General features: G+C 61.2%; 5 protein-coding genes. 2 read left to right on the top strand and 3 right to left on the bottom strand.

Going from position 1 to position 6,624, the window contains the following annotated elements; translation table 11 throughout:
* Positions 1 to 365 precede the first annotated feature (365 nt).
* The gene (locus Q4S41_RS16840) at positions 366 to 1,070 is read right to left on the bottom strand and encodes a hypothetical protein (RefSeq protein ID WP_305032294.1); all 705 of its coding nucleotides are present in this window, start codon (positions 1,068 to 1,070) and stop codon (positions 366 to 368) included.
* Between the two features lie 709 nt (positions 1,071 to 1,779).
* Here Q4S41_RS16840 and pbpC point away from each other — a divergent pair.
* Together pbpC and Q4S41_RS16850 are read left to right on the top strand one after the other, a co-directional pair.
* Positions 1,780 to 4,155, top strand: a complete 2,376-nt coding sequence (gene pbpC, locus Q4S41_RS16845) for a penicillin-binding protein 1C (protein ID WP_305032295.1) — start codon at positions 1,780 to 1,782, stop codon at positions 4,153 to 4,155.
* Positions 4,156 to 4,209: 54 nt separating this feature from the next.
* Positions 4,210 to 4,602, top strand: coding sequence for a DUF4259 domain-containing protein (locus tag Q4S41_RS16850; RefSeq protein ID WP_305032296.1), 393 nt, complete (start codon positions 4,210 to 4,212; stop codon positions 4,600 to 4,602).
* 9 nt (positions 4,603 to 4,611) lie between these two features.
* On the opposite strand, the gene Q4S41_RS16855 is transcribed toward Q4S41_RS16850, so the two are convergent.
* The gene (locus Q4S41_RS16855) at positions 4,612 to 5,490 is read right to left on the bottom strand and encodes an SMP-30/gluconolactonase/LRE family protein (RefSeq protein WP_305032297.1); all 879 of its coding nucleotides are present in this window, start codon (positions 5,488 to 5,490) and stop codon (positions 4,612 to 4,614) included.
* Positions 5,491 to 5,502: 12 nt separating this feature from the next.
* Positions 5,503 to 6,495 (bottom strand): 2-dehydro-3-deoxygalactonokinase, encoded by a 993-nt coding sequence (locus Q4S41_RS16860; RefSeq protein ID WP_305032298.1) that lies wholly within the window; start codon positions 6,493 to 6,495, stop codon positions 5,503 to 5,505.
* Between the last annotated feature and the right edge of the window lie 129 nt (positions 6,496 to 6,624).

A 6,624-nucleotide genomic window follows, 5' to 3' on the forward strand; every position in this document is an offset into this window, starting at 1 on the left:
CTCCCTATGGAACGGCTCAGCGGCTAACCCGCAATAACTCCCAGCTTTGAACTGTACTTTATAGACAGTAAAAAATTTCTGGCGGGTGCTAGGAGCTGAGATAGGTTTTGAGCATTGAGCGCCCTGAATTCAGGAACTAAAAGCAATGCTTAGTATCGCTCCCCGTGGTGCCTGCTGAATCTTAATGAGTGGTACTGCCGCTTTACAGACCAGCCTGGTGCCCAAATGCAGAAAACACTCATTCATACGGGGCCTACCAACCTGCCCAAATCGAAACCTCTGAACGCAGAAAAGCCAACCGACGTGGGAAGTTTGCTTCTTCCGTCGGTTGGCTTTTCTGCGGGCAAGGGCCTAAGCCCTACAATTTAGTACCGGCCAACCACGTCGGCAATGGCGTCGAGGCGGGCGCCCAGCTCGGCATAGCCAGCGGCCAGAAGCTCACCATTGGCTCCGTTCACGAACGTCGCGTTGTGGCGGTCATACACGGTGGGCAGAGCAGCTACCATCGAGCTTACTCTGTTGAAGCGAGGAGTGACGGCCGCACTAAGAACGAGCGAGGTGTACGACGGCACGAAAGTACCGGTCGCATCCACAGCGCCGAGCGTAATGCTCGGCCCGCTGTAGGGAGACAGCGACAGCGTGAAGCTTTCGGTGGCTACGTCGAAGGGATAAACGGCCGTGGCGTCGTTCAGGTTGTTGTAGTAGAAGCTGCGATAAGCACCTTCGTTCACCACTTGGTTGATATTGAACGTCACCGAAGTGCTTTCCAGTGCGGCAGCGTCGGTGCGGGACAGGCCACCGCCGATTTGCTGCAGGCTGCCATTGGCAACCAAGCCGTAGCTCCCGAATGCGAAGGAGCTAACGCGCAACGTAGCTATGAAGTTTTGGCCGTTGTACTGCCCCGTGACACGAGTTTCGATGCCGCGGTCTTTCGACGTTGTGGCAGCCGCCATTTTAGCCTCGTTTTGCGAAGAGGGGGCAGCCAGTTCAGGTGCTACCGATGCTTTTTCGCAGCCGGTGGCGAAGATGAGACCGCAAAGGAGGAGGGCGGAGTTGGTAAGCGTCTTCATAACGGTTTATGATTTTAGAAGTTTTTTTGTTTTTTTTAAGATGAAACAAATATATGCGTGTTAAACCCATAAGAAAAAACATTATGTGATTATTCTTTAAAATAATATTACCTAATCAGTACATTAACTGATAAAAGTCATAATACTTTACCCGTATACAATTGATTAACAAGACCAAATTTAAAAAGTCGATAAAAAATTATATTTAATATATACTTTTATTTGATAGTTTCTTGTCTAGCAGTTGGCTGATGCATTCTTCACAGTCCTCGTTCAGGTCAGAGAATGGGAAGTACCTGGCACTGGAGGCGGCAAGGCAACCAAGCCCATGCGCATCACCAACCCAAACCGGCTGCTTGATAAGCATGGCAATTGAAAGCCAGCCAACGGGCACCATGCGCAACTGCCCTATGCCTTATAATGCGCTCGCCAAGCGCATCGGGACGGGAACCAGGCGCGCGGCGCGCAGGCCAAAGGCTGTGCCACTGGTGTAGCGGCCGCCCTGGAGCCACGGCAGGCGCTCGTGCGCAGGAGGCGCACGCCGACGCGACCCGTCTGCGCAACCTCCGCCACAAAATCCAGGTGGCCGGAACACGGGCGCGGGCGCGGGTTGGGCGGCTTGGTAGGCGCGGGATGCATTGGCGGACGCGGGCATTGGCGACTTGCTGTATTTTTAAGGATGCGTTTACGTCCTCGGCTTCGGAATTTTATGGTGGCAGGCGCAGCCGGGCTGTGCCTGCTGCTCGCGCTTGACTGCCTTTTTCCCCTACCGCCAGCGCCGCGCTACTCCCCCATTGTGCTGGCCGCCGATGGCAGCGTGCTCCACGCCTATCTGAACCCCACCCAGAAATGGCGGATGAAAACCGAGCTGGCGGAAATCACGCCGGCGTTGCAGCAGGCCATTATCAATAAGGAAGACCGGTATTTCCGCTACCACTTCGGGGTGAATCCCGTGGCCATCATGCAGGCCGCCGGGCGCAATATTTTCAAAACCGGCCGCACTACGGGGGCCAGCACCATCACCATGCAGGTGGCCCGGCTGCTGGAACCCAAGGAGCGCACCTTCGGCAATAAGCTACTGGAAATGCTGCGCGCCACGCAGTTGGAGGCGCATTATAGCAAAGCCGAAATCCTGCAGCTCTACCTGAACCTGGTGCCCTACGGCGGCAACATCGAAGGGGTAAAATCGGCGGCGCTGCTTTACTTCCAGCAGCCGCCCGACTACCTGTCGCTGGCCCAGACGGTGACGCTGGCCATCATCCCGAACCAGCCGCGCGTGCTGGTGCTGGGCAAAAACAACGACCGGATTCTGGCCGAGCGCAACCGCTGGCTGCGGCAGTTCCGACAGCAGCACCTGTTCCCTGACCAGGCGATTGAAGACGCGCTGCATGAGCCGCTCGATATGCAGCGCCGCGCCGCGCCCGCGCTGGCCCCGCACCTGGCGCGGCGGCTGGTGACGCGGTTTCCCGGCCAGCCCATCATTCATTCGACGCTACAGCGCACCCCGCAGGCCAAGGCCGAGGACCTGACCCGCAACTACGTGCGCCGCCTGCGCGAGCTGGGCATTTCGCAGGCCGCCGTGCTGGTGGTGAACAACCGCACCCGCGCCGTGGAGGCCTACGTGGGCTCAGCCGACTTCCAGGATGCGGCCAGCAGCGGGCAGGTGGATGGCGTGCGGGCCATTCGCTCGCCGGGCAGTACGCTGAAGCCGTTTTTGTATGCGCTGGCCGTTGATAGGGGCATTGCGACGCCGAAGCTGAAGCTGCCCGACGTGCCCACCAACTTCAGCGGTTTCCGGCCCGAGAATTTCGACAAAAGCTGCGCCGGCGAAGTGACCGTGGAGCGCGCCCTGACGTACTCGCTCAACATCCCGGCCGTGCGGGTGCTGGCTGAGGTGGGCATGCCCGTTTTCACGGATAAGCTGCGGGCCGCGGGCTTCAAAAGCGTGGCCAAAGCTGCGCCCCTACTGGGCTTGAGCACCATTCTGGGCGGCTGCGGTGCCACGCTGGAAGAACTGACGGGACTGTATGCGGCACTGGCCGATGGTGGGAGGTACCGGGCCGTACGACTCACCTTACCGCCCGGCGAAACTTCACTCCCGACGCCTCTCCAGAAGCGCGGAAAGACATTAGCCAGCACACAAAAATCGCGAGGCTCTTCCGCTCTTTTGAACGAAGGGCCGGGGCGTGAGCCATTGGTTTCGCCCGCCGCCGCCTTCCTCGTCACCGACATCCTCGCCCAGCGCACCCGGCCCGACCTGCCGATGGGCTACCAAAACAGCCGCCACCTGCCCAAAATTGCCTGGAAAACCGGCACCAGCTACGGCCGCCGCGATGCCTGGAGCATCGGCTATAATGCCGATTACACCATCGGGGTGTGGGTGGGCAACTTCAGCGGCCAGGGCAGCCCGGCCCTGACGGGCGCCGACGTGGCCTCGCCCCTGCTCTTCGACCTGTTCAATGCCCTGGCCTATGACTCGCCCAACCGCTGGGCCGTGCCACCCGCCACGCTGGATTTCCGGTTGGTATGCGCCGAAACCGGCCTCGTGCCCGGCGAGCACTGCCCCAACCAGCTCATTGATTATTACCTGCCCGGCACGTCGTCGGCCCGCCATTGCGAGCACCAGAAGGAGGCGCTGGTATCGGCCGATGGCGCTGTGGCTTATTGCCGCGCCTGCGTGCCCGCCACTGGTTTCCGGCGCCAGCTCTTCCCCAACCCGCTGCCCGAGGTGCTGGCGTTTCGGGAGGCGCAGGGGCTGCCATCCAATCGCCTGCCCCCGCACAACGCCGCCTGCCGGCTGGTGCGCAGCACCGAAGAAGGCGCGGGCGCAGCCCTGGCCATCACCTCTCCCCTCGACCACGCCGAATACGTGCTCGACCGCCACGACAAGCAGCAGATGCTGCTGAGCTGCGCGGCGGGCAGCGAGGTGCGGCAGGTATTCTGGTACGTGAACGACCGGTTTCTGCGGGCCGCGTCGGCTACGGAGCGGGTGTTTTTCCGGCCACCCAGCGGCACGGTTAAAATTTCCTGCGCCGACGACCACGGCCGCAACGTGGATATTCAATTGCAGGTGGCGGAGTTGTAGCTTACTTCGCACTAATGCTGTTGAATTTCAAATCCTGACCTGATAAAACGACCAATGGGCGCCTGGGGACACCGCAATTTTGACAATGACATGGCCGCCGACTACCTGGCGGGCTTACGCGAAGGCTTGTCGGAAGCCGACCTTGTGGCAACGTTAGAGGCCGCCGTTGAGGACGATTATCTGGACGCCGATGCGGCCAGCGAAGCGTTGGCCGCCGCCGAAATAATTGCGGCCAACCAACAAAAGCCGGCGGCTGACTTTCCGCCAGATGCCCTCACCAGCGCGGCAGCCATCCGGATTGCCGAACCTGAGTTAGTCAAAAAGCTGGCGCGCAAGGCTGTAAAGGCCATTTTGAAAGAATCAGAGTTGCGTGAGCTTTGGGAAGAGAGCGACGAGTACAAAGACTGGCGCGCCGTGCAACGCGAATTGCTGGAGCGCCTCGCCTGACTTTTGAGTCTACTGTTCACTCGCCCCAAAAAAGCAGGCCGGCACGCCCGCCACGCCCGGCTGCACCGCAAACACGTTGCCGCTGAGCGGGAACTCCCGCAGCTGCTGCGCCGTGAGCCCGCCCCGGGCCGTGGTGATGAACAGCGTTTTCAGGCCCGGCCCGCCGAAGGCGCACGACGAGGTATGGGGCGCCGGCACCTCAACGGCCTGGAGCAGCGCCCCCGTGGCGGGGTCATAGCGGTGCACACGCCCCGCGCCCCACAGCGCCACCCAGAGCTTGCCCTCGGCGTCGATTGTCATGCCATCGGGGCCGCCCAGGCTTTCGGGAATGCGAATGACGACGCGGGGATGGGCAATGGCACCCGTCGCGTTGTCGTAATCGAAGGCCTGCACGGCCAGCGTGGGCGTGTCGATGTAGTACATCGTGGAGTGGTCCAGCGACCACGCGATACCGTTGGAGTTGGTGATGCGGCGGAGCATGATGTGGGTGCTGCCGTCGGGGTCGAAGCGGTAGAGGGTGCTGGCGTGGGGGCGCAGCTGCAGGTCGAACGTGCCCACCCAGAAGCGGCCCGCCGGGTCGCATTTGCCGTCGTTGAAGCGCAGGTACTGGTCGGTGATGGGGTCGGCTAAGCGGGCGAGGGCGCCGGTAGTGAGGTCGATTTCGTGGATGCCGGTTTGCAGGGCCACCAGGGCATTGCCGTTGCGCAGGGGCACCACCGTACCAATGCGTTTGCCCACCGGGTAGCGGCGGTCGTCGCCCGTGGCAGGGTCGAAAATGTGCAGCGCCCGGCCCTCAATGTCCACCCAATACAGCCGCTCCGAGGCCGGGTTCCAGAGGGCACCTTCGCCCAATAGCGCCTGTGCGTGCAAAATGGAAGTGGCTTGCATGGCGCGGCAGCGTTAGGAATGCTTCAATTCGGCGAGGTGGTGCTGCAATACGGCGGCCTGGCCGGTGAGGGTCACTTCCTCGGCCGTTTTGGTTTGCACGGGGCATTGGCTATCAATGCCCAGCGCGTGCAGGGCGGCGCCGTACAATGCCACCAGCACAGGTTCGCCGGCCAAGGTGATGCGGGCGGGCGGGTGCGCCACCAGGTCGTGGCATTCGCTGCCGATGAGCAGGCCGCTCAGGTAGAAATAATTTTCCGGCTTGCTGGCTTTTTTGAACAGGTCGTTGGTACGAACCAGAAAGGCATTGTGTAGTAAATTGGCTTCCTGGCTGTCGTGCACGCCTTTTTCGAACCACTTAAGGTTATTTCCCTCCTCCAATTTGCCGCTTTCCTCCACCGAAGCCGCCAGGATGCTTTTGGTGGAAAGCAGCGAGAAAAACTCGCCGGTCATGTAGGTTTTCAGGGTAGTGGCCTGGCCATTTTGCACCAGCACGTGCTTGGCGTGCGTGCCGGGATGGAGGAATAGCTGCGCCTCTGCGGTGCGCACGAAGCGGCAGCCTACCAACTGCACTTCCTCGCCGCGCATCACGTCATCGTCGCTTTTCACCCCCGAAATCAGCAGCACGGCGTGCTTAAAATCCGGCGTCGGCGCCAGGATTTTGACGGCCAAATCGGAACCGTCCGCCGCAAACGGCAGCGGCTTATACGGCACCTCCAGCATGCCGATGGTGGACGAGGCCATGCCCGAAATCACTACGGGTACCTCATCCAACGCGGTTTCCACGGCTTCCTCCAGCTTCTTCAGATGCGCCTGGATAATGGCCCGGTAGAACGCCACACGCTGTTCCGGCGGCTGGCCGGCCTGCTGCCACAGCTCGGCCGTGGCGGCGTTGCCTTCTTTGGAGCTTTCCTCGGCCAGCACCTTCAATGTCTCGCGCTCCACAAGGCGCAGGCGGAAAGACGAGGTGCCCCAGTCGCAGCTGAGGAAAGTGGGTTGTAAGTTCATCGTTCTAATGGTTCGCCACCCCCCCCCGGGGCCCCCCTCCCCGGGGGGGGGGGGGCGGGGGGGGGGGGGGGGCGCTTAAAAAAGAATTTTGGAAAAAAGGGGTTGGGCCCCCCCCCCCCCCCGGGGGGG

Origin of the sequence: Hymenobacter convexus (genome assembly GCF_030580955.1) — a bacterium.
GTDB lineage: Bacteria > Bacteroidota > Bacteroidia > Cytophagales > Hymenobacteraceae > Hymenobacter.

Excerpts from the sequence above, each read along its gene's own strand:
- Q4S41_RS16855 (WP_305032297.1), bottom strand. The coding sequence starts at position 5,490 with ATGCAAGCCACTTCCATTTTGCACGCACAGGCGCTATTGGGCGAAGGT.
- Q4S41_RS16840 (WP_305032294.1), bottom strand. The coding sequence starts at position 1,070 with ATGAAGACGCTTACCAACTCCGCCCTCCTCCTTTGCGGTCTCATCTTC.
- pbpC (WP_305032295.1), top strand. The coding sequence starts at position 1,780 with ATGGTGGCAGGCGCAGCCGGGCTGTGCCTGCTGCTCGCGCTTGACTGC.
- Q4S41_RS16850 (WP_305032296.1), top strand. The coding sequence starts at position 4,210 with ATGGGCGCCTGGGGACACCGCAATTTTGACAATGACATGGCCGCCGAC.
- Q4S41_RS16860 (WP_305032298.1), bottom strand. The coding sequence starts at position 6,495 with ATGAACTTACAACCCACTTTCCTCAGCTGCGACTGGGGCACCTCGTCT.